This is a genomic window from Streptomyces sp. NPDC093065 (genome assembly GCF_044754585.1).
Classification (GTDB): Bacteria; Actinomycetota; Actinomycetes; order Streptomycetales; family Streptomycetaceae; genus Streptomyces.
This window is the reverse complement of the sequence record NZ_JBIVPJ010000004.1, coordinates 301,362-323,447: the sequence shown is the minus strand read 5'-3', so window position 1 is coordinate 323,447 and position 22,086 is coordinate 301,362. Positions and strand designations below refer to the sequence as shown.

Sequence of the window (22,086 nt, the reverse complement as noted above, 5' to 3'; positions counted from 1 at the left end):
GGCCGCGCCCCCGCGCCCCCGCGCCGCCGGTCCGCCCGCGTCCGCCGTCCCCGCGCACACCACCCCGGAGATTCTTCCGTGACCACCGCACCCCCGGCCGGGTCCGCCCCGGCCGCCCCGCCGCGCGCGCCCACCTCCCTCTTCGCCCCCTCACCCACCTCCGCGGCACGCCCCGAGGCCCCGCCCCTGCCCCCGGTGCGGCGAACGCCGCTCGCCGTCTCCGGGCTGCTCGCCGCCGCCCTCACCGTGTACGTGTGGTCCGCGCACGGCGCCAAGCCCGGCGTGCTGCTCCTGCTGGGCCTCGGCCTGGGCGTCGCCCTCTTCCACTCCCGCTTCGGCTTCACCTCCGCCTGGCGGCAGCTGGTCGCCGTCGGCAACGGGACCGGGCTGCGGGCGCACGCCCTGCTCCTCGGCACCACTGCCACCCTGTTCGCACTGGTCATCGGCACGGAGACCGGATTGTTCGGCTCCCAGCCCGCGCCGTCCGCCGGACCGATCGGCATCGGCCTGTTCGCCGGCTCGGCCCTCTTCGCGATCGGCATGCAGCTGGGCGGCGCCTGCGCCTCGGGCACCCTCTTCGCGGTCGGCTCGGGACAGACGTCGATCGTGCTGACCCTGGGCGGCTTCGTCGCGGGCGCCACGCTGGCCGCCTGGCAGTTCGACCTGTGGAAGGACCTCCCGGCCTGGGAGCCCGTCGTGCTGTCCGAACACATCGGCTGGTTCGGCTCCTGGGGCGTGACCGTCGCCGTGCTGCTCCTCGTGGTGCTGGTCAGCCGGCGCGTCCAGGCCCGGCGCAATCCGCCGCCGCCCGGTGCCGTCCCCTCGGCCCGCCGGGCCGCCGTCCGAGCCGTCCGCGGTTCCTGGCCGCTCGCCGTCGGCGCCGTGGCGCTGGCCGTGCTCGGCGCGGGCGTCCTGCTGGTCTCCGGCGGCGCCTGGGGTGTCACCAGCGCCTTCAGCCTGTGGGGCTCGGAACTGGTCGGCGCGCTCGGCGGCCACCCGGAGAACTGGACCTGGTGGCGGCAGTCCGGCAACGCCGAGATGCTGGCCGGCCCGGTGCTCGCCGACAAGACCAGCCTCACCGACATCGGCATCATGATCGGCGCGGCCGTCGCCGCCTCGCTCGGCGGCACCTGGGCCCTGCACCGGGGCATCCCCTGGCGTACCGCGCTCGCTGCGGTGCTCGGCGGCGTGCTGATGGGCATCGGTGCCCGGCTGGCCGGCGGCTGCAACATCGGCGCCTATCTGGCGGGCATCGCCTCGGGCAGCCTCAGCGGCTGGCTGTGGGGCGCCTTCGCCCTGGCCGGCACCTGGGGGTGGGCCTCAAACTGCGGCCCCTGTTCGGCCTGGGCAACCCCAGGCCGGGCGACGGCGTCTGCTGACGGGGGACGCCCGTGCGGCACAGGGGTCAGGCCTGCGCCGCACGGGCCGCTAGGGGGTGCCGTCTCCCAGTGGTGCGGGCCGGTCCGTGGTGGTGACCCGGGCGACGGCCTCCAGGGTCAGGGCGCGTCCGTGCGGCTCACGGGCCAGGGCGCGGTGCAGCGTCAGGCCCTCGATGAGGGCGTCGAGCTGGCGGGCCGTGTCCGGGTCGAAGTGCTTCTCCAGGTGGACTCGGCTGCGGCGCATCCACTCGTGGGTGAGCTCCCGGTAGGCGGGCTGGCGCGCGGCGAGCGTGTACAGCTCCTGGGTGAGCACCAGGTCCCGCTGGCTCTCCTCCGACAGCTCGTGCACGAGATCGGCCACCGCCTCGCGGGCCTGGTCGCGGTCGGCGGCAGCGCCCAGGTGCTCGTCGAACACCGCGACGATGTGGTCGGTGAACCGGCCGAACGCCTCCCGCAGCAGCTGGTCGATGCCGCCGAAGTGGTACGTCATCGAGCCGAGGGGGACCCCCGCGCGTGTCGCGATCTTCCGGTGGGAGACGCGTGCGATGCCCTCCTCGGCGATCAGGTCGAGGGTGGCCGCGAGGATGCGCTCACGTCGCTGCGGATCCGTGTGTCCGGTTGCCATGGGAGCAGGCTTACACGTTCCGCACCGGCCGGGCAGGGTTGCCGACGGCCACGACGTTCGCCGGAACGTCCTTGGTGACGACCGCACCCGCGCCGATCACGGCGTTGTCCCCGATGGTCACGCCCGGCAGCACGATCGCGCCCCCGCCGAGCCAGACGTTGTCGCCGACGACGATGGGCCGGGCGGCCTCCAGCTTGTCGCGCCGGGGTTCGGGCTCCAGGGGATGCGTGGGGGTGAGCAGCTGGACGTTCGGCCCGATCTGGCAGTCCTCGCCGATGGTGATCGCGGCGACGTCCAGCGCCGTCAGGTTGTAGTTGACGAAGGTGCGCGCCCCGACGCTGATGTTGCTGCCGTAGTCGACGTACAGCGGCGGCCGCACATGGGCCTCGGCACCCAGGGAGCCGAGCAGTTCGGCGAGGAGCGGCCGCGCGGAATCCGCGTCCTCCGCGTACGCCGCCTGGTAGCGGGCGGCCAGCCGCACGGCCCGCTGCTGCCTGCGGGCGATCTCCGGGTCGTCGGCGACGTAGAGGTCGCCCGCCAGCATGCGTTCGAGGTTGGTGCGGGAGTCGCCCGCGAAGTGGTCCGTCGGCATGCGGCCGATCGTACCCCGGTAAGCGTACGAACGTACACTCCTTGCCGTGTGCCGCCCGGTCGTCCCGCTCAGGGCCGCCGGGGCCGGAGCACCCCGCCGCACACGAGGACGAGCAGCCCCGCGAGCGGCACCACCAGCAGTCCGACCCGCAGACTCGTCGCGTCGGCGACCAGCCCCACCACCGGCGGGGACAGCAGGAAGCCCAGCCGCATCAGCCAGGAGACGAGGGTCAGCCCCGACCCGGGCTTGAGACCGGGCAGTTCGTCCGCCTCGTGCATGGCCGCCGGAACCAGGGTCGCCACCCCGAACCCGGCGGCGGCGAACCCGAGGACCGTGCCGGGCACCGTCGGCACGGCCAGCGCCAGGCCCATGCCGACCGCGGCGATCAGGGCGCCGGAGCGGGCCACCCCGCGCTGGCCGAAGCGGTCCACGAGCCGGTCGCCGACGATCCGGCCGACGAACTGCGCGCCGACCAGGGCGACATACCCCGACGCGGCCAGCGCCGCGGTCGCGTGCAGGGAGTCGGAGAGATAGAGGGTGGCCCAGGACATGCCCGCGTCCTCGACGAGGGTGCCGGCCGTGGCGATGAGGACGAGCGCGGCCAGTACCCAGCCGGTGCGCGGGCCCGTCGCCGTGACCGGCGCCGGCGATGTCGCGCCGTCCTCGGTGTCGGTCTCCCCGGCCGGCCCGGCGTCGGTCTCGGGGCCCGGCAGGCAGTACCGCAGGGCGACGCAGGCCGCGACCGCGAACACCGCGGCGGAGAACAGCAGGTGCGGGCCCCGCGAGACGCCGAGCGCGATCGCGGCGGCGGCCATGGAACCGCCGGTGACCGCGCCGATGGACCAGACGGCGTGGAAGGAGTTGATGACGGAACGCCCGTAACGCCGCTGCACCCGCAGCCCGTGCGCGTTCTGTGCCACGTCGGTGAACGCGTCCATCGCACCGGCCAGGAACAGTGCTCCCGCGAACACCGCCACCGAATCCGCGAGCCCGGCGGCGAGGATGCCCACCCCGGTCAGCAGCGTGCCGCCGACCGCCACCCGGGCCGAGCCGAACCGGCGCACCAGTATCCCTGCGGCGAGCCCGGCCGCGATGGCGCCCGCCGGGAACGCCGCCACGGCCAGTCCGTAGGCGGCGTTCCCGATGCCGAGGTCCGCCTTGATCTGCGGATACCTCGGCAACAGGTTGGCGAACAGGGCCCCGTTGGTGAAGAACAGGACGGCGACGGCCACGCGAGCCCGCCGATCGGCCAGGGCGGGCCGGCGCAGTACGTCAACAGTCATGCGCGGGAGCCTACCGTTGGAATGTACGAACGTACACTCCGGGTCTCGTGCGTGGCGCCGTGAGGCTGGGGCGCGTTGCACCCCGGCCGCATCGTGAGACGGACCCCGCTGCGGGAATGGCGGGAAGCGGGGCACCGTTGACACCTGTCGTGCCCGACTCCTCCCCACGGCCCGCGGCCGGCCGCATGCCGCTCGCCGTCTACATCCTCGGCCTGTCCGTCTTCGCGCTCGGCACCAGCGAGTTCATGCTCTCCGGGCTCCTGCCGCCCATCGCCGACGACATGGACGTGTCGATCCCGCAGGCCGGGCTGCTGATATCCGCGTTCGCGATCGGCATGGTGGTCGGTGCTCCGCTGCTCGCCGTCGCCACCCTGCGGCTGCCGCGCAAGACCACGCTGGTCGCCCTCATCTCCGTGTTCGGCCTCGGCCAGGTCGCGGGTGCGCTCGCGACCAGCTACGAAGTGCTGTTCGTCTCGCGGGTGGTGAGCGCGCTCGCCTGCGCCGGCTTCTGGGCCGTGGGCGCGGCCGTGGCCATCGCCATGGTGCCGGTGACCGCGCGGGCCCGCGCGATGGCCGTGATGATCGGCGGACTGTCCATCGCCAACGTCCTCGGCGTCCCGGCGGGCGCCTTCCTCGGCGAGCACCTGGGCTGGCGGTCCGCCTTCTGGGCCGTGGGCGGCGCCTCCGCCGTCGCCCTCGCCGGCGTGGTGACCCTGATCCCCCGCATTCCGCTTCCCGAGCGCCGGCCCCGGCTGCGGGGCGAGCTGGCGATCTACCGGGACCGCCAGGTCTGGCTGTCCGTCGTCGTGACCGCCCTCGCCGCCGGCGGCGTGTTCTGCGCCTTCTCCTACCTCGCCCCGCTGCTCACCGACGTGGCCGGGCTGGCGGACGGCTGGGTCCCGACCGTGCTGGCGCTGTTCGGCGTCGGCGCGCTGATCGGCACGACGATCGGCGGCCGGGTCGCCGACGCGCACCTGTTCGGCGTACTGCTCTCCGGCATCACCGCATCGACGGTCCTGCTGGCCGCCCTGGCGCTGTTCGCGTCCAGCCCCGCCGCCGTGATCGTCCTGTCGCTGCTGCTCGGCGTCTCCGCCTTCTACACGGCGCCCGCGCTCAACGCGCGCATGTTCAACGTCGCAGGCGCCGCGCCCACCCTCGCCGGGGCGACGACGACCGCCGCGTTCAACCTGGGCAACACCGGCGGCCCCTGGCTCGGCGGCACGGTGATCGACGCGGACCTGGGGTACGCCGCCACCGCCTGGGCGGGCGGGGCGATGACCCTGGTCGCGATCGCCTTCGTCGTCGTCTCCCTGCGGCTGCACGGCCGGTCGCGGGTCGTGACGGGCGCCATGGCCGCCGAACCAGCGGACGCGGGCCGGGCCCAGCGCGTGTGACGCCCCGTCAAGTCATGAATGACTCACGGGAGTTCCACAGGCTTGGCGTACGATCATCCGTAAGGGCGGGGTCGTAGCACAGAGGTAGTGCGCCGCGACAGCATCTCGGAGGACGCCGGTTCGAATCCGGCCGCCCCGCCCCCTCTCGCCCCACGCGCGTCCAACCCGGACCGGGCGCCCCCGTCAACGGTCCGTGGGCCCCGCGGCCGCCCTGGCACACCGCTCGGCCAGCCCGGCGAACGCCTCCCTGAGCGCCGGCGGGCCGACGACCTCGACATCCGTGCCGAAGAGGCAGAAGGCGGCGGCGAGCGAAGGCCACGACCAGGAGCCCAGCGTGAGCCGGCAGCGGTCCGGGCCGAGCGCCTCGACGGTCCCGTCCCCGGCGTGCGGGGAGACCGCGGAGGCGGGCAGGCGGAGCACGGCCTCACCGCGGCAGGGCCAGTCGGAGGAGCCGTCGGAGCCGCGGAACCTGCCGGTCAGGAAGGCGGCCACGTCCCTGCCGGGCAGTTCACGGGGGCCGAAGCGGGGACCGGTGGGGGCCCGCGGGGTGATCCGGTCGGCGCGGAAGACGCGCCAGTCCTCGCGGTCCAGGTCCCAGGCGACCAGGTACCAGCGTCCGCCCCGGGCGACGAGATGGTGCGGCTCCACCCGGCGCGGCGGCGGCACGGAGCCGGGCTCGCGGACCGCCGGGTGGGCCGGGGAGTGGTCGAAGCGCACCACCTCGCGGGCGTGGACGGCGGCACTGAGCGCCATGAGGACGCCGGTGTCCACCTGGGGCTGCGGCCGGGGCTCGGACCGTGCGACGGAGACGACGGGGAGGGCGTCGATCCGGTGCCGCAGCCGCGCGGGCATCACCTGGCGCACAGTGGCCAGGGCCCGCGCCGCACCGTCCTCGATGCCGGCGCCGGCAACCGCCGCGGTCCGCAGCGCGACGGCCAGGGCGACCGCCTGTTCGTCGTCGAAGAGCAGCGGCGGCAGCCGCGTTCCGGCGTCGAGCCGGTAGCCGCCGTCGGGGCCCTTCACCGCCAGGACGGGATAGCCCAGCTCGCGGAGCCGGTCGACATCGCGGCGCAGCGTGCGCGCACTGACGTCCAGCCGCTCGGCCAGCACCGCACCGGGCCAGTCCCGGCGGGCCTGGAGCAGCGAGAGCAGGGACAGCAGCCGGGCCGAGGTCTTCTGCATGACCACCATGCTCCCGCACATAGCGGCCACAACCTGACCGCTACCTCGAGCAGAGTGGGCGCAGCGGGGCCGGACCGGCCCCCACGGCCGGCCCGCTCCCGTGGGCCGTTGCGCCGATTCCCGCACGTTCCACGAGGCAAGGAGCCCGTCGTGACCGCCAAAGCCGTGACCCACCTGAACTTCCGTGGTGACGCCCGCGAGGCACTCACCTTCTACCGGTCCGCGTTCGGCGGGGACGTGACCCTGGTGACGTACAGGGACGCCGGCGGCGTCCAGGACCCCGCCACGGCCGACCAGGTGATGTTCGGCCAGGTGTCCACCGCCGACGGCCTGGCCGTGATGGCCTACGACGTACCGTCCGACCTGCCCTACGACCGGGGCGAGAACGCCTTCTTCGTCTCGGTGCGCGGCGAGAGTACCGAGGAGATCACCGCGTACTGGGAGAAGCTGACCGACGGCGCGACCGTCCTGCGGCCCCTGGGCACCGCCCAGTGGGCGCCCCTGTACGGCATGCTGCGGGACCGGTTCGGCGTCACCTGGGTCCTCGACGTGGTGAGCGAGTACAACGCGTGAGCGTGCTCGACGCCCGGTCGCTGAACCGGGCGGCACTCGCCCGGCAGCTGCTGCTCGACCGCGCGGACCGTCCGGTTCTGGACGCCCTCGCGCACCTCGGCGGTATGCAGGCACAGGAGCCGCAGGAACCCTTCGTCGGACTGTGGTCGAGGCTGCGCGACTTCGCCCCGCGGGTGCTCGACGACCTGCTGACCGGGCGCCGGGCGGTGCGCACCCACCTGATGCGCCGCACCGTCCACCTCGTCACCGCCGAGGACGCACTGGCCTGGCGCTCCCGTCACGACGCCATGCTGCGCGGACGCGTCCTCGGCACCTACCGCCGCGAGCTGCAAGGGGTGGACCTCGGTGAACTCGCGGCGGCGGGCCGGGCGGTGCTGGCCGACGGCGAACCACGCTCGATGCCCGAACTCGCCCGGGCCGTGGCGGGGCGGTGGCCGGACGTGGGACACCGGCCGCTCGGCGAGATGCTGGTCGCCGCGCTGATCCCGATGGTGCAGTTGCCGCCGCGCGGGCTGTGGCGCACCAGGGCCGGGGTGCGCAACGCCCCGGTCGCGGCCTGGCTGGGCCGCGAGGTCGACCCGCCGGCCCCGCCGGGCACCGATCCGGTCGGTGCCGCGCTGGTACGGCGGTACCTGGCCGCGTTCGGACCCGCCGCCTCGGCGGACCTGCGCGCCTGGTGCGGACTGGCGGGACTGCCCGCCGCGGTCGCCGAGGTGCGCGGGGAGCTGGTCGCCTTCCGCGACGAGCGCGGCCGGGAACTGCTCGACCTCCCCGACGCACCGCGACCCGACCCGGGCACTCCGGCCCCGGTGCGGTTCCTGCCGGCGTTCGACAACGCGGTGCTCGGCTACCAGGACCGCGGTCGCGTCATCGACGACGCGCACCGCGGCCTGTCGGTCACCGGCGCCCGGTTCGTCCTCGTCGACGGCAGGGTCTCCGCGACCTGGACCGTCGAGGACGGCACCGTGGCCGTCACCCCGCTGCGACGGCTCACCCGGGCCGAGCGCGCCGAGGCCGCGGAGGAGGGGCGGGCCCTGGCGTCCTTCCTCTCCGACGGCGACGGCGATCGCATCCGGGTCGGGACGGCGCCGCCCTGAGCCGGGGGCTCGGAGCGGCCCGTCCCGACGGGGTCAGGCGGCCGCCACGACGTCGGCGACCACACAGCTGACGTTGTCGGGGCCACCGGCTGCGTTGGCGAGGGCGACCAGCCCCCGGACGGCCTGCTCGGGCTCCCCGGCGCCGGCGAGCACCCGGCGGACCTCTCCGTCCGGCACCACCGTCGGCAGTCCGTCGGAGCAGAGCAGGTAGCGGTCCCCGGGCCGGGCGTCGTGCAGACGCACGTCGGCGGTGGCGTCGGCACCGGCGCCCAGGGCCCGCACCAGCATGGACCGCTGCGGGTGGGAGGCGGCCTCCTCCGGGCCGATGCGCCCTTCGTCGAGCATCGCCTGCACCACGGTGTGGTCGTGCGTGATCCGGAACAGCTCGTCGTCGCGCAGCAGGTAGACGCGGCAGTCGCCGATGTGGACGAGGGCCAGTTGGGACCCGGTCCAGTACATCGCGGTGAGCGTCGTTCCCGCTCCCTCGGCGGCGGCGCCGGCCCGGACGGCGTCGTGCACCGCCCGTCCGGCCTGCTCGACGGCGTCCGCCAGCACGTCGAGGAGGCCGCCCGCCGGGACACCGTCCGCCTCCAGATGCTTGAGCGCCTCGACGGCGGCAGCGCTCGCCGGGGCGCCGTCGTCGCCGAACCCGTCGGCGACGGCGAGCAGACGGGACCCGGCGTAGGCGGTGTCCTGGTTGGTCTCGCGGACCAGGCCGGCGTCGGAACCGGCGGCGTATCGGATGCTCAGGGGACTCGTGGTGGCTGTCATGGCGGGGTCCTCCCGTTCCAGATGACCGACGAGGAAGGCGACCAGGTCGCGCCGTGCGGCGAAGTCGGCCTCGGTCCGTGCCCAGAAGGCGCGGATCTCCCGAGCCGCGGCCCCCGCGTCCAGCGAGCACACGTGCCGGATGCGGACCAGCGGCATCCCCAGCCGACGCAGCCAGGCGACGAGCCGGGCCCGCTCCAGCTGGTCCGGCGCGTAGAGACGGTAGCCGGTGACCGGGTCGACGCGGGCGGGCGGCAGCAGACCCAGCTCGTCGTAGAGACGCAGCGCCTTCGGCGACAGCCGGGACACCTTCGCGAACGCGCCGATGGTCAACAGCCCCATACCCACTCCTCCTCGTGCCGGGCGGGTCGCCCGGTGACACCGATGCTGTGGCCTGCCCCAAGGTGAAGGTCAACCACCGTCCTGCCGTCCTGCCGTCAGTCGCCCGTGAACTGTCCGCCCGTCAGCCGTGGCCCGGCACGAGACGTGTGACGTCGAGGCTTGCAGGCGTCGGCTGCCCGTGGCAACGAAATGCGGCGTACACCCATTTTCGTGATCTACACCCGGGGGAGAGGAGCGCGGGAACGCACTACACCCGACGCAGTACGCCGGTCCAGACCCAGGGTCGGATCAAACGCCGGGAACCCCGGGCGAGCATGGACGAGTACCCCGGTCAGCGCCTCCGCCTTCCCCCCCCATGTGCCGGGTCCTCGTCCTGCCCGTAACCCGACGGATTGGTCCAAAAGGTGGCTACGTTTCTCTATCGACTCGGCCGGAGGGCGTTCCGGCGCCGAGGCCTCGTCGCCCTGCTGTGGGTGGCCGTACTCGTGGGCGCGGGTGTCGCCTCGTCCGCCGCGCCCGCCCCGCCCGAAGACTCCTTCTCCATGCCGGGCACCGAGTCCCAGAAAGCCTTCGACCTCCTTGACGAGCAGTTCCCGGCCGCCAGTGCGGAAGGCGCCACCGCCCGCGTCGTGATCCGCGCCCCAGCGGGCGGGAAGATCTCCGACCCGGCCGGCAAGGCCCAGGTCGGGGAACTGGTGACGGCGCTCGGCGCGGGCCCGCAGGTCTCCTCCGTGGACGACCCGTTCAAGGCGGACGCCGTCAGCAAGGACGGCACGACCGCCTACGCCTCCGTGACCTACAAGGTCAACGCGATGGAGCTGACCGACGAGGCCCGCGACGCGCTCACCGCCGCCACCGACGCCGCGCGCGAGGGCGGGTACACCGTCGAGACCGGCGGCGACGCGGTCGTGGCCGAGCAGGAGATGGGCGGCACCGCCGAGCTGATCGGCATCGGCGTCGCCGCGGTCGTCCTGCTGCTGACCTTCGGCTCGCTGGTCGCGGCCGGCATGCCGCTGCTCTCGGCGATCATCGGTGTCGGCATCGGCATCTCGGCCATCGGGGCGCTGGGCAGCACACTGGAGCTGTCGGCCACGACCTCCACCCTCGCCATGATGATCGGCCTCGCCGTCGCCATCGACTACGCGCTGTTCATCGTCTCCCGCTACCGGGCGGAGATAGCCGAGGGCCGGACGCCCGAGGACGCGGCGGGGCGTGCCGTCGGCACCGCGGGCTCCGCGGTCGTCTTCGCCGGACTGACCGTCGTCGTGGCCCTGTCGGGTCTCGCGATCGTGAACATCCCGATCCTCACCAAGATGGGTCTGGCCGCGGCGGGCACCGTCGGCATCGCCGTGCTGATCGCCCTCACCCTCACCCCGGCACTGCTCGGCTTCGCCGGCCGGAAGGCGCTCAGCCGCAAGGACCGCAAGGCTCCCGCCGGGGCGCAGGCCGCCGCCGGACCGAGGCTCGGCACCCGCTGGGCCCGCTTCGTCCTGCGACGCCCGGTCACCGTACTGCTGACCGCGGTCCTCGGCCTCGGCGTGATCGCCGTCCCGGCCGCGGGCATGGAGCTGGGCCTGCCCGACGAGGGCAGCTCGGCCCCCGACAGCACCCAGCGCAAGGCCTACGACATGCTGTCCGAGTCCTTCGGGGCCGGGTTCAACGGGCCGCTGATGGTCACCGTCGACGCACGCGACGCCGATGACCCGCAGGCCGCCGCCGACAGCGTGGGCGAGAGGATCGGCGGACTCGGCGAGGCTGCGGCCGTCACCCCGGCCAACTTCAACGAGGAGGGCGACACCGCCGTCCTCACCGTGGTGCCCAAGACCGGCCCGAGCGACTCCGACACCGAGTCGCTGGTGCACGACATCCGCGCGTTGTCCGGCGGCATCGAGGCCGACACCGGCGCGACCATGCTGGTCACCGGCGCGACCGCGATGACGATCGACTTCTCGCAGACCCTGGACGACGCGCTCGTCCCCTACCTGGCGCTGGTCGTCGGACTCGCCTTCCTGCTCCTGATGCTGGTGTTCCGCTCGGTCCTCGTCCCGCTCAAGGCGGCCCTGGGCTTCCTGCTCTCGGTGGCCGCGGCGCTCGGTGCGGTGGTCGCGGTCTTCCAGTGGGGCTGGCTCGCGGACGTGTTCGGCGTGGACCAGCCGGGCCCGATCATGTCGATGATGCCGATCTTCATGATCGGCGTGGTCTTCGGCCTGGCCATGGACTACGAGGTCTTCCTCGTCACCCGCATGCGGGAGGCGTACGTCCACGGACAGTCCGCCGCCGACTCCGTCACCACGGGCTTCACCCACGGCGGGCGCGTCGTCGCGGCGGCCGCCATCATCATGATCAGCGTCTTCTCGGGCTTCATCCTGGAGAACGACGCCATGATCAAGATGATGGGCTTCGGCCTCGCGATCGCGGTCCTCTTCGACGCCTTCGTGGTCCGCATGGCCATCGTGCCGGCGGTGCTCGCCCTGCTCGGCACCAAGGCGTGGTGGCTGCCCAAGTGGCTGGACCGCATCCTGCCCAACGTCGACGTCGAGGGCGAGAAGCTCCACCGGGAACTCGGCGACACCGCCGCGCCCGCGGAGCCCACCCGAGAGCCGGAGACGGCCGGAGTCTGACGCCTCCGACCACCGGCATGTCACGCACGGCCCCGGCGACCTGGAATCCCAGGCCACCGGGGCCTTCCGGCTACAGCGCCCCAGCGGCGTCGGTGAGCGCCTGGTCCAGGACGGCCACGCCGCGGGCGATCTCGTCGTCGCTCGCGGTCAGTGGCGGCGCGATACGGAAGATGCCGCCCATGCCCGGGAGCTGGACGATGTTCATGTGCAGCCCCAGCTCGAAGCAGCGCCGGGTGACGTCGGCGCCGAGCCGGTCGGCGCCACCCTCGCCCAGCACCTGGTCCCCCACCAGCTCCATGCCCAGCAGCAGACCCCGGCCACGGACGTCGCCCACGACCTCGTGGCGGGCGGCGAGCTTGTCGAGGCCCTCCCTCAGCGCTGCGCCGAGGGTGCGTGCGCGCTCGTCCAGCCGGTCGCGGACCAGGACGTCGAGGACGGTGTTGCCCACGGCGGCCGGCAACGGGTCGTTGACGTGCGTGGTGAAGAACAGGAACCCGCGCTCGTGCGCCCGCTGTTCGATCTCCGGGCCGGTCAGTACGGCGGCCAGCGGCAATCCCGCGCCCAGCGTCTTGGACAGCGTGAGGATGTCCGGGACGACGCCCTCGTGCTGGAAGGCGTACCAGTCGCCGGTCCGGCACAGCCCCGTCTGGGCCTCGTCCAGGATCAGCAGCATGCCCCGCTCACGGCACTTGTCCGCAAGGGCGGCGAGATAGCCCGGCGGAAGCTCGACCACGCCGCCGGAGGAGAGGATCGGCTCGACCAGGCACGCGGCCAGACTGCCGACCGACTGGGCGTCGATCATCTCGAAGCCCAGGTCCAGCTGGCGGCGCCAGTCCAGTTCGCCGTCCGCGCCGACGACGGAGGGACGGTGGCGGTCCGGCACCGGCAGCGCGAAGTTGCCCGGCGCGGCGGGGCCGTAGCCCTTGCGCCCGGCGCTGTAAGTGGCGTTCGCGGCGGCCTGGGTCATGCCGTGCCAGGACCGGGCGAAGGAGACGATCTCGTGGCGGCCGGTGACGAGCTTCGCCATCCGCACCGCGGCCTCGTTCGCCTCCGCCCCGGTGGTCAGCAGCAGCGCCTTGTCCAGCGGCTCGGGCAGGGTGCCGGCCAGCCGACGGGCCAGCTCGACGACCGGACGGCTGAGCATGCCGCTGTGCAGGTGATCCAGGTGCGCGACCTGCTCGCGCACCGTCGACACGATCGCCGGATGGGAGTGACCGAGGATGGCACTCATCTGACCGGAGGTGAAGTCCAGCAGCTCACGGCCGCTCTCCGTGAACACGGAGGTGCCCGCGGCGCGCACGACCACCTCCGGCGAGAAGGGTGCGTGGCCGGAGTAGCGGATCAGGTGGCGCCCCGCGTCGGCGCCGGAGGTCTCGGAAGGCATGCGTACGACGTTAGGGACGGGCCGCTGCGCGTGTCCATCGCACAGATCCGAAGCAGCTGTGCGGCGGAATCGCACAGCCCGGGGCCGTGCGGCGTACCATCGCTGCGTGCTCAACTCCGGACGACTGCACCTGCTCAGCCGGCTCGACACGCTCGGTACCGTCCGCGCGGTCGCCGACACGCTGCACCTGAGCGCGTCGACGGTCTCCCAGCAGCTGGCGGTGCTGGAGACCGAGACCCGGTGCCGGCTCATCGAGCGGACCGGGCGGCGGGTGCGGCTGACCCCGGCCGGGCTGCTGCTGGCCCGCAGGGGGCGGGAGATCCTCGACCGGATGGCCGACGCCGAGGCCGAGCTGCGCGCCCTGAACGAGGAACCCATCGGCACCGTCCGGCTCGGTGTGTTCCAGAGCGCGATCTACAGCCTCGCCGTCCCCGCGGCGAACCGGCTGGCCACCACCCACCCACACCTGAACCTGGAACTCGCCGAGATGGAGCCGCACGAGAGCGGCCCCGCCCTGCGTTCGGGCGACGCCGACGTCATCGTCACCACCACCGACTACGCCGGCCTGACCTGGGGAGCGGACCTCGAGGTCATGTCGCTCGGCAGCGACCCGGTCGTCCTGGTGCTCCCGCACGGGCATCCGCTGGCCTCCCGCACCGCGGTGAACCTCGCGGCGTGCAAGGAGGAGACCTGGGCCTGCGACCGTCCGCAGTCGTACATGGCGGACCTGACCGTGCGGCTGTGCCGCGAGGCCGGCTTCGAACCCAGGGTGGCCTGCCGGTTCGGCAACTACCTCATGCTGCTGCGGCACGTCGAGACGACAGGGTCGGTCGCCCTGCTGCCCGCCCTCGCCGTCACGGCCGACCACGCCGTCGTCACCCGGCGGCTGAGCCCGCCCGTGCACCGCAACGTCGCCGTCGTGGTGCGGCGCGGCGCCCCGCGGCGCGCGGCGGTCAACGCGGTCATCGCCGCCCTGCGCGACCACCCGGAGATCGATGTCCTGTCCGCCCCCGCCCCGGCTCGTGAGCGCGAGGACCCCGCCCTTGACGACCCCCGCCCTTGACGACCCCCGCCCTTGACGACCCCCGTCCCTGACGACCCGCGTCCCTGACGGCGCGGTCCGCCTTCAGGCGGCGGGGATCCGGCGGTGGAGGTCTTCGCGCATCATGCGGACCGACGACCGGAAGATCTCCGCCTGGTGGTCGCCGAGGAACGCGGTGTGCCCGAAGACCTCCAGCACGACCAGGCCGTGCACGTGCCCCCAGGCGCTGAGGAAGAGGGCGACCGCGGCGGGCGGCAGATCGCCCTGGGCGTGCACGGGCAGTCGTTCCAGGTGCTCCCGGTACGGGGCCGAGAGCGAGGGGACGTCGGCCGCCGCCAGCTGTGCCGGAGTGAAGCCGGCGAACAGCTCGCGCTGGAAGATGGCGCCCATCCGGCGGACCGCCTGCGTGGTCGGCCCCTCGGCCGGTGCCGCGTAGTACCGCAGCGGCGTCCCGTAAAGGAGCTGGAAGCGCTCCGGGTGCGCGATGCCCCAGCCGCGGTAGGCCTCGGCCACCGCGATCAGACGCGGGACGGAGGGATCTCCGGCCACGCTGTCGGCGGTGGCCTGCAGCGCGTCGGAAAGGTCCCCGTACGCCTTGGTGATCAGGGCGGTGACGAGGGCGTCGCGGTTCGGGAAGTAGTGGTAGAGCGCCTGCACGGTCATGCCCAGGCCGCGCGCGACCGCGCGCAGGGACAGGGCCGCGGGTCCGTGCGCCGCGATGTGGCGCTCGGCGGCGTCCACTATCTCCTGGACCGCGGCGGTCCTGCGCCGCTCGCGGAGCGGCACGGGAGCCGCGGTGGGGTGCCGGTCGTCTGTGGACATGCGGCGAGCCTAGGACCGGGCGACCTGATGAGGCATCAAGAACCCGAACAGTGTCAGGTAAATCTCATACTGCCAAAGCCTGTCGCTTCTCACTAACGTCGTCTCGCGGCGACGCCGGTTCCCGTGAGGTCAACTCCGGCCGTGTTCCGTCGTCTTCACCGCAAGCACAAGGGAGAACGTGCGTGTTTGAACGCATAGCCGAACTGGCGATCCGCCGGTCCCGGCTGGTACTCGTGGTCGCCGTCGTGGCCGTGGCGCTCATGGGTGCCGTCGGAGCCGGCGCGTTCGGCAAGTTGAAGGGCGGAGGCTACGACGATCCGGCCTCCCGGTCCACCAGGGCCGCGAAGGCCATCGAGGAGAAGTTCGGCGGAGAGACGAACCTGGTCCTGCTGGTCGGCGCCGCCGAGTCCGGAGTCGACGCGCCGGCCGCCGAGCGCGGCGGCCGGTCCCTGGTGGCGGACCTCAGGGACGACCCGAACCTGGAGAACGTGGTCTCGTACTGGGACACGAAGCAGCCCGCCCTGCGCTCCGAGGACGGCCGCGAGGCCCTGGTGCTCGCCCATGTGAAGGGCGACGAGACCGAACAGCGGGAGAACGCCAAGGCCGTCATCGATGCGTACGCCGGCCCCCACGAGGGCGGGCTCGGCGTCCGGGCCGGAGGCGGCGCCGCCGTCGGCAACGACATGGAGACGCAGACGCCCAAGGACCTCGTGCTGGCCGAGGCCATCGCCGTACCGCTGACCCTCCTGCTGCTCCTGGTCGTCTTCGGCAGCGTGGTCGCCGCCCTGCTGCCGCTGGTCGTCGGGACCATCGCCATCGCGGGCACGTTCGCCGAACTCGCCCTGCTCGGCGGCTCCGTCGACGTGTCCGTGTCCGCGACCAACCTGACCACGGCGCTCGGACTCGGCCTGGGCATCGACTACGCCCTGCTGATGATCAGCAGGTTCCGGGAGCAGCTCGCGACCGGCTCCGCCGTGGACGACGCCGTCCGTCACACGGTGCGCACCGCCGGCCGTACGGTCGCCTTCTCGGCCGCCACGGTGGCCGTCGCGCTCGCGGCGCTCCTGGTCTTCCCGCAGTACTTCCTCCGCTCCTTCGGCTACGCGGGCGTCGGCGTCGTCGCCATCGCAGCCCTCGGCACGCTCTTCGTGATGCCGGCCCTGTTCGTCGTCCTCGGGCACCGCGTCAACAGCGGCCGGCTGCCCTGGGCCGGGCGCGGGCGCACCACCGGCCGGGCACCCCTGTGGGGACGGCTGGCCGGCACCGTGATGCGGCGCCCCGCGCTCACCGCGCTGCCGGTGCTGGCCGTCCTGCTGGTGGCGGCGAGCCCGCTCCTCGGCATCACCCTGGGGACCCCCGACGAACGCGTGCTGCCCGAGGACGCGCAGAGCCGCCAGGTCGCCTCCGTGCTGCGGGAGGAGTTCCACGGCAACGACGACGCCGCCCTGCACATCGTCGTCGACGAGTCCGTGGGCGAGGCGCCGCTGGGCTCCTACGCGGCCGAACTGTCCGGTCTGCAGGGCGTGGTCCGCGTCGAGACCGGCACGGGCACCTATGCGAAGGGCCGTGCCGAGGCGTCCGGTCCGGGCAACGCGGCCCTCAGCCGTCCCGACGCCCAGCGGATCACCGTGGTGAGCGGTCTGGTCCCCCGGTCGGACGAGGCACAGGAACTGGTCGACGAGGTACGCGCCGTCGCGCCGCCCGCCGGGACCGAGGCACTGGTGGGCGGTGGGGACGCCCAGCTGGTCGACTCCAAGGAGTCCATCGGCGGCCGGCTCCCGCTCGCACTGGGCCTGGTCGCCCTGACCACCTTCGTCCTGCTCTTCCTGTTCACCGGCAGCGTCGTGCAGCCGCTGCGCGCGCTGCTGCTCAACGTGATCAGCCTGGGCGCCACCCTCGGCGTCATGACCTGGATCTTCCAGGACGGCCACCTCGCCTCGCTGATCGGCGTCACACCACAGCCGATGGAGGCGTCGATGACCGTACTGATGTTCTGCATCGCCTTCGGACTCTCCATGGACTACGAGGTGTTCGTCACCAGCCGGATCAAGGAGCTGCACGACCGGGGCGCGGACACCCGCACCGCCGTGACCGACGGTCTCGGCCACACCGGACGCATCGTCACCGCGGCGGCCTGCCTGCTCGCGGTGAGCTTCTTCGCCTTCGGCACGGCGAGGATCAGCTTCATGCAGATGTTCGGTCTCGGCAGCGGGCTGGCCATCCTCATCGACGCCGTCGCCGTGCGCGGCGTCCTCGTACCGGCCGCGATGCGTGTGCTCGGCCGCTCGGCCTGGTACGCGCCGCCCTTCCTGCGCAGGTTCCACGCGCGGTTCGGCCTGAGCGAGGGCGGCCCGGCGGCCGCGCCTGCCGGGGCACCGGCGGCGCGGCCCCGGCCGGCCGGGGTGAAGGACTCGTCCGGAGTCTGACCCGTCCCGGCACGATACTCCGCCCGTGTCCGCCTCCCGTCCCCCCGGGAGGCGGACACGGGCGGGGAGCCCGCCGTGCGGGCGGGAGGTCAGGATCCGACGGCCGCGGGACCCTCGGCGCCGGCCTCGCCGGCCGGTCTGAACTCGACGGCGACGACGCCGTCCACGCTCCGGCAGTGCTCCTCCAGGAGCGGGGCGGACACATGGGCCGGGAGGCGGCCACTGAGCACGACATGGCCGTGCGTCACGTCCACCTGCACCGAGGAGGGCGCCAGGCCGAGCGTCCCCACCAGGGCCTCCTCGATGATCTCGGTGCGGATCGCGCGATCCGTGCGCAGGAAGACCCGCAGCAGGTCGCTCCTGCTGACCACCCCCGCCAGCCGCCCGCCCCCGTCGACGACCAGCAGACGTTTGATGCGGTGCCGTGCCATGACCCGGGCGGCGTCCACGACGCTCCAGCTCTCGCGGGCGCACAGCGCGGGTGAGGTCATGAGCCCGGCCGCGTCCGTGGCGTCCGCCTTGCCGGCCGCCGCCGCCCGGGACCACTCGGCGTGCTCGGGGGAACCGTCGGGCTCCCCGCCCCACATCTTCTGCAGGAGGTCCGCCTCCGACACCACCCCCACCGGACGGTTCTCCCCGTCGACGACCGGCACCGCCGTGATGTCGTACTCCAGCAGCAGGTGGGCGATCTCCTTGAACGGTGTGCCGCGCTGCACGCGCACCACGGCGTCGCTCATCAGGTCGCGCACCGTCTGGTGTTTCATCGAGCGTCTTCCCCTCCGCTGCCGGCCCGCGCGGACCGGCGTTCGTCCTTCTCGTCCGTGAAAACGATCGATCGGCCCCGGGAGTGCCCCACCGCCGCGTGGGGACTGACCAGGAGCAGGGCGATGTCGTCCCCCGGAGCGGGTGCGTGCCGGATGAGGGTGTCGGCCATGGCGTCGAGGTCGCCGGGATCGCCGTGCTCCAGGAGCCCGGCGAGAGCCGCGATGGCGTCGTCGAGGTCGACCCCGGGAGCCTCGACGAGTCCGTCGGTGTACAGGGCGAGCACACTGCCGGGCGGCAGCGGGAACTCCAGCGAGGGGTACACGGTGTCCGGCTCGATGCCCAGCAGCAGACCGGGCGGCACGCGCAGGGGCTCGACGCGCCCGTCGGCGTGGCGGAGCAGGGGAGGAGGGTGCCCGGCGAGTGCCACGCAGGCCCGGTGGGTGGCCAGGTCGAGGTGGGCGTAGGCGCAGCTGGTGAACAGGCCGGGGTCCAGGTCGGTGAGCAGGCGGTTGGTGCGGGCCAGGACGTCGCCGGGGGGAGCCCCCACGGTGGCGTGTGCATGCACGGCGGTGCGGACCTGCCCCATCAGGGCCGCCGCGTCGACGTTGTGGCCCTGCACGTCGCCGATGGTGACGGCCGCCGTGTCCGCGTCGAGACGGATGGCGTCGTAGAAGTCGCCGCCGATGCCAAGGCCCCGGGCCGCCGGGAGGTAGCGGGCGGCGATGTCCAGGCCGGGCAGGTCGGGCAGGGTGTGGGGCAGCAGGGCCGACTGCAGGCGGTGGGCGAGGTGGTGCTTGGCGTCGTAGAGCCGGGCGCGGTCCAGGGCCTGCCCCACCAGACCGGCCAGCGAGGTGAGGGCGGCCCGTTCGCCGGGCGGGAAGACGTGGGGCCGCCGGTAGGCGAGAAGGAGGGAGCCGATGGGACGGCCGGAGGCGATCAGCGGCAGCACGGCCCAGGCCACCATCCCGTCCTGGTGCGTCATGGCGGGATAGGCCTCGTGGAGTTCCGCGAACGACGGCCAGAAACCCGGGACCCCCGTGGCCATGACGTCGGCGCCCGGGACGGCCGAGGACAGGGGGAACCCGTCGAAGTGCCTCATGAGTTCCGGGCGGTAGCCGCGCTGACCGACGATCTTCAGATGGCCGTCCTCCGGGACCATCACCACCATGCCCTGCGCGCCCAGGGCCGGCATCAGCTGGTCGGCGGTCTGCTCGACCACGTCCGGCACGCTGACCGCCTCGGTCAGCGTGGAGGCCAGGTGCATCAGGTGGTACAGCACCGTGGCGCGGCTGGGTCCCGTGCTCCGCACCGACCGGGCCGGGGGCGCGTCCGCCTCGGGGCTGCCGGGGACGATGCGGACACTCAGCCCCGTGGCGTCCGGGTACAGCTCGAAGGTCAGCCAGGTATCCGGCGGGCGCAGCACCGTGAAGGCCTGCGGTCTGCGGCTGACCAGCGCGGCCCGGTAGCGGTCCTCCACGTGCGGCACGTCCATCCAGGGCAGCGCCTCCCACGGCAGCGCGCCCATCAGCAGGGACCGGTCGACACCGAGCAGTTCGGCGGCCCCAGGGGTCACGAAGACGAGGCGCCCCTGGAGGTCCAGCGCGCACGAACCGCCGGGCAGACGGTCCACGAACGCGGACAGCTCGGCCGCCTCGACGTGGGAGGACGGGCGCGGGGCCGGCGGCGGCAGGGTCCGGGGGCGCTCCGGCAGCAGCGGTTCGCCGCGGGCGAGTGCCCGCTCCAGGCTGTCACCCAGGCGGCGGCAGCCCGCCCGGACGGCGTCCTGTTCGCCGCTGCTCAGCCGGGCCGGGTGGCTCCCGGCCCACAGCAGCACCAGCCCGCCGCGCACGGCGGCGTCGGAGGCCACCGGCGCGGCCGCGAGGCCGAACTCGTACGGCAGGACGAGCGCCAGCCGCGGGTACTGGCGCGCCATGTCCTCCCGGCCGCCGGCCCACACCAGGCGGCGTTCGCGCACCGCGTCCGCGACGGGCATGGGGTCCCCCAGGCCGACCCGGCGCCACGGGGCGGCCATCTCCTGCGGGACGCCCGTGACCAGGACCTGCCACACGGCGTTCTCGCCCGGCGGCAGTACGTACAGGATCCCTCCGTACGCACCGCTCGCCCGCACCACCGCGGCCATCGCGGAGTCCATCAGCCGTCCGCCCGCGTCCGCGCCGACAGGGCTGCCCGACGCCGGCCACACCGAACATCACCCATATCTGGACACTACGCCCGTCCCGTCGCGACGGCATGCGAGGGCACGGCGGGACGGGCACCGCCGCCGCTCAGTCCCGGTCGCCGCGCCCCTCGGACCTGCGCTTCACATACAGCCGGCCGTCCGCCGGCCCGGTCCACTCCAGCCGTACGACACCGGGCACGGCGGAGTCCGCGAGGCGGGAGGCGTCGGACCAGTAGCCGGCGGCCGGGTTCAGGAAGTACGTCGCCCACAGGTCGCCCCGGTGATCGACGAAGAAGTTGTTGTGACCGGCGCCGACCCCCGCGGTGTACCGCTTCGAGTACGGGCCCTCGAACCGGTCGGCCACGGCGACGATCGCGTCGTACTGGAACTGCACCCGGCCGGTCGCGGGCACGTCGTAGGCCTGGCGGACGGTGCCGTCGGCGTTGACCGAGGTCCGGTCCCAGGCGGCGTGGACGAGGTGGTACTTGCCCTTGTACTTGAACACGTACGCGCCCTCGAGGTACGGCTCGGGGGAGTAGGGGGTCTGCCGGAACCGCGGCAGGTCCGTCGTCGTGACGATGTCCTCCATGTCGTCCCGGAACTTCGCGTACAGGTCGTTGTGCAGCACGAGCCACGCGTCGTCGCCCTCGGTGAACAGGCCGCCGTCGATGTGGTGGTAGGCGCCGGGCTCGATGAACTGCGGGCCCCCGATGAACGAGTCGCCGAAGGGCTTCTCCAGATTCCCCTCGACCAGGCGGTACGGGCCCTCGACCCCGCCCTCGCTCACCAGCATGAACGAGCCGACCTTGCGGGAGTGGTCGCCCATGCACGCCACGATGTACCAGGTGCCGCGGAAGTAGTGCAGCTCCGGCGCCCAGGCCTGGCCGCGCTTGCCGAACTGCTCGTCGTGCCAGTACTCCTGCCAGGGCGCCACGACCGTGCGGCCGGGCCGGTTCTCCCCGGCGAACTCGGGCGACCACACCTTGCCCCGCTCGGCCCCGGGCCGGACCCGGGTCGTGTCGGCCAGCCGCCACGGGCCCTTGACGGAGGGGGCCAGCCACACGAAGATGCCGTCGTTCCAGGGGCCGGCGGCCTCGAGGCCGGGCACCCGGGAGGTGCCCGTGGCGACGTACAGCGGGCGGCCGTCGACGACGAAGCAGTTCACGTAGGTGTCGCGCATCCACACCGTGCCGCGCTCCTTGTCACGGGGACGCAACTCCAGTGGGAGGACGAACGAGTTGTCCTCGCGCGGCCACAGGTCCACCCGGGTGTCCGCCGCACCGTAGGGCTCGGGGTCCGGCCAGTTCCGCGGGTGGCGCCGCGCCGCCCCGGCCGCCGGGGAGGCGGCGGGGGCGCTCGCGGGAGCCGCCTGCGCGGCGCCCGCCGGCAGGGCGAACGCCGCCCCCACACCGGCGGCGCCGGCCAGCAGGGAGCGTCGGTGGAGTCCGTACTCGGCATCGGTCATCAGTCGGGTTCTCCTCGGTCGTCCCCGTCCGGGAACCGGGGGCGGCACACGAGCCGCACGACGGGGGTACGGCGCACAGCATGCGAACGTCCGCACATTTACGTCAACAGGCCGGACGAATAATCTGCTCCCAGCGGCACCGCCAGG

Annotated in this window: 16 protein-coding genes, 1 tRNA gene and 1 pseudogene; 8 read left to right on the top strand and 10 right to left on the bottom strand. The window is 73.6% G+C overall.

The features are described from left to right. Positions 1-78: 78 nt before the first annotated feature. A pseudogene (locus tag ACIQFU_RS09940) lies at positions 79-1,379 on the top strand (YeeE/YedE family protein). Positions 1,380-1,428: 49 nt separating this feature from the next. Here ACIQFU_RS09940 and ACIQFU_RS09935 read toward each other — a convergent pair. The 3 genes from ACIQFU_RS09935 to ACIQFU_RS09925 form a co-directional block, all read right to left on the bottom strand. After that, positions 1,429-2,004 carry a TetR/AcrR family transcriptional regulator gene (locus ACIQFU_RS09935; RefSeq protein ID WP_402550363.1) on the bottom strand — a complete coding sequence of 192 codons (576 nt, stop codon included), beginning with the start codon at positions 2,002-2,004 and terminating at the stop codon, positions 1,429-1,431. A 10-nt stretch (positions 2,005-2,014) separates the two neighbouring features. Further along, on the bottom strand, positions 2,015-2,596 hold the full coding sequence (locus tag ACIQFU_RS09930; RefSeq protein ID WP_402550362.1) for a sugar O-acetyltransferase: 582 nt from the start codon (positions 2,594-2,596) through the stop codon (positions 2,015-2,017). 68 nt (positions 2,597-2,664) lie between these two features. Beyond that, positions 2,665-3,879 (bottom strand): MFS transporter, encoded by a 1,215-nt coding sequence (locus ACIQFU_RS09925; protein WP_402550361.1) that lies wholly within the window; start codon positions 3,877-3,879, stop codon positions 2,665-2,667. 185 nt (positions 3,880-4,064) lie between these two features. Here ACIQFU_RS09925 and ACIQFU_RS09920 point away from each other — a divergent pair, with 185 nt between their 5' ends. Together ACIQFU_RS09920 and ACIQFU_RS09915 are read left to right on the top strand one after the other, a co-directional pair. Beyond that, complete coding sequence (locus ACIQFU_RS09920; protein ID WP_402550539.1) at positions 4,065-5,273, top strand: Cmx/CmrA family chloramphenicol efflux MFS transporter; 1,209 nt, start codon at positions 4,065-4,067, stop codon at positions 5,271-5,273. Between the two features lie 65 nt (positions 5,274-5,338). Continuing rightward, a tRNA-Leu gene (locus ACIQFU_RS09915) sits at positions 5,339-5,413 on the top strand. A gap of 43 nt (positions 5,414-5,456) precedes the next feature. On the opposite strand, the gene ACIQFU_RS09910 is transcribed toward ACIQFU_RS09915, so the two are convergent. Then, complete coding sequence (locus ACIQFU_RS09910; protein WP_402550360.1) at positions 5,457-6,455, bottom strand: helix-turn-helix transcriptional regulator; 999 nt, start codon at positions 6,453-6,455, stop codon at positions 5,457-5,459. 150 nt (positions 6,456-6,605) lie between these two features. Here ACIQFU_RS09910 and ACIQFU_RS09905 point away from each other — a divergent pair, with 150 nt between their 5' ends. Together ACIQFU_RS09905 and ACIQFU_RS09900 are read left to right on the top strand one after the other, a co-directional pair. After that, on the top strand, positions 6,606-7,028 hold the full coding sequence (locus ACIQFU_RS09905) for a VOC family protein (RefSeq protein WP_402550359.1): 423 nt from the start codon (positions 6,606-6,608) through the stop codon (positions 7,026-7,028). Next, entirely contained in the window at positions 7,025-8,125 is a 1,101-nt protein-coding gene (locus ACIQFU_RS09900) for a winged helix DNA-binding domain-containing protein (protein WP_402550358.1), read from the top strand. Before ACIQFU_RS09905 ends, ACIQFU_RS09900 begins: the two co-directional genes overlap by 4 nt. 33 nt (positions 8,126-8,158) lie before the next feature. On the opposite strand, the gene ACIQFU_RS09895 is transcribed toward ACIQFU_RS09900, so the two are convergent. Next, positions 8,159-9,235 (bottom strand): MerR family transcriptional regulator, encoded by a 1,077-nt coding sequence (locus tag ACIQFU_RS09895; protein WP_402550357.1) that lies wholly within the window; start codon positions 9,233-9,235, stop codon positions 8,159-8,161. A 404-nt stretch (positions 9,236-9,639) separates the two neighbouring features. On the opposite strand from ACIQFU_RS09895, the gene ACIQFU_RS09890 reads away from it, so the two are divergent. Continuing rightward, positions 9,640-11,856 (top strand): MMPL family transporter, encoded by a 2,217-nt coding sequence (locus ACIQFU_RS09890; RefSeq protein ID WP_402550356.1) that lies wholly within the window; start codon positions 9,640-9,642, stop codon positions 11,854-11,856. A gap of 70 nt (positions 11,857-11,926) precedes the next feature. On the opposite strand, the gene ACIQFU_RS09885 is transcribed toward ACIQFU_RS09890, so the two are convergent. After that, on the bottom strand, positions 11,927-13,240 hold the full coding sequence (locus ACIQFU_RS09885; protein ID WP_402550355.1) for an aspartate aminotransferase family protein: 1,314 nt from the start codon (positions 13,238-13,240) through the stop codon (positions 11,927-11,929). 106 nt (positions 13,241-13,346) lie between these two features. Between ACIQFU_RS09885 and ACIQFU_RS09880 the strand changes: the two genes are divergently transcribed. Continuing rightward, complete coding sequence (locus ACIQFU_RS09880; protein ID WP_402550354.1) at positions 13,347-14,303, top strand: LysR family transcriptional regulator; 957 nt, start codon at positions 13,347-13,349, stop codon at positions 14,301-14,303. A 63-nt stretch (positions 14,304-14,366) separates the two neighbouring features. Here ACIQFU_RS09880 and ACIQFU_RS09875 read toward each other — a convergent pair whose 3' ends face one another. After that, positions 14,367-15,104 carry a TetR/AcrR family transcriptional regulator gene (locus tag ACIQFU_RS09875; protein ID WP_402550353.1) on the bottom strand — a complete coding sequence of 246 codons (738 nt, stop codon included), beginning with the start codon at positions 15,102-15,104 and terminating at the stop codon, positions 14,367-14,369. 182 nt (positions 15,105-15,286) lie between these two features. Between ACIQFU_RS09875 and ACIQFU_RS09870 the strand changes: the two genes are divergently transcribed. Beyond that, positions 15,287-17,530, top strand: coding sequence for an MMPL family transporter (locus ACIQFU_RS09870; RefSeq protein WP_402550352.1), 2,244 nt, complete (start codon positions 15,287-15,289; stop codon positions 17,528-17,530). 89 nt (positions 17,531-17,619) lie between these two features. Here the strand turns inward: ACIQFU_RS09870 and ACIQFU_RS09865 are convergent, their stop codons facing one another. From ACIQFU_RS09865 to ACIQFU_RS09855, 3 genes are all read right to left on the bottom strand, one after another. Next, positions 17,620-18,294: a CBS domain-containing protein gene (locus ACIQFU_RS09865; RefSeq protein ID WP_402550351.1), complete on the bottom strand. Its 675-nt coding sequence runs from the start codon at positions 18,292-18,294 to the stop codon at positions 17,620-17,622. Further along, positions 18,291-20,447, bottom strand: coding sequence for a SpoIIE family protein phosphatase (locus tag ACIQFU_RS09860; RefSeq protein WP_402550350.1), 2,157 nt, complete (start codon positions 20,445-20,447; stop codon positions 18,291-18,293). The genes ACIQFU_RS09865 and ACIQFU_RS09860 overlap by 4 nt, the downstream gene beginning before the upstream one ends. Positions 20,448-20,580: 133 nt before the next feature. Next, positions 20,581-21,939, bottom strand: coding sequence for a family 43 glycosylhydrolase (locus tag ACIQFU_RS09855; RefSeq protein WP_402550349.1), 1,359 nt, complete (start codon positions 21,937-21,939; stop codon positions 20,581-20,583). Positions 21,940-22,086 lie beyond the last annotated feature (147 nt).